Raw genomic sequence first — 225 nt, 5'->3', positions numbered from 1 at the left:
GAGAGATTTTAATGACTAAATTAGCAGAAGCAATTGCAAACACAGTAAAAGCAGGACAAGACCACGACTGGGCAAAATTAGGTACAAGCATCGTAGGAATCGCTGAAAATGGTATCGGTGCATTAAGTAAAATCTTCGGTGGTTAATTAGCGAATTTAATAATATTTAAATCTAAAATATATAAATAAAGGGAGAGATTTTAATGACTAAATTAGCAGAAGCAAT

At 32.4% G+C, this 225-nt stretch carries 1 protein-coding gene; it reads left to right on the top strand.

Annotated features, from left to right (window positions below; all coding sequences use genetic code 11):
• Positions 1 to 11 precede the first annotated feature (11 nt).
• Positions 12 to 146: a beta-class phenol-soluble modulin gene (locus tag HMPREF2706_RS02740; protein WP_023350438.1), complete on the top strand. Its 135-nt coding sequence runs from the start codon at positions 12 to 14 to the stop codon at positions 144 to 146.
• Positions 147 to 225: the final 79 nt, after the last annotated feature.

The sequence above is a fragment of the Staphylococcus sp. HMSC067F07 genome, from assembly GCF_001837405.1.
GTDB lineage: Bacteria > Bacillota > Bacilli > Staphylococcales > Staphylococcaceae > Staphylococcus > Staphylococcus capitis.
Note: the sequence above shows the minus strand (reverse complement) of the source record. Positions and strands in the feature narration are given on the sequence as shown.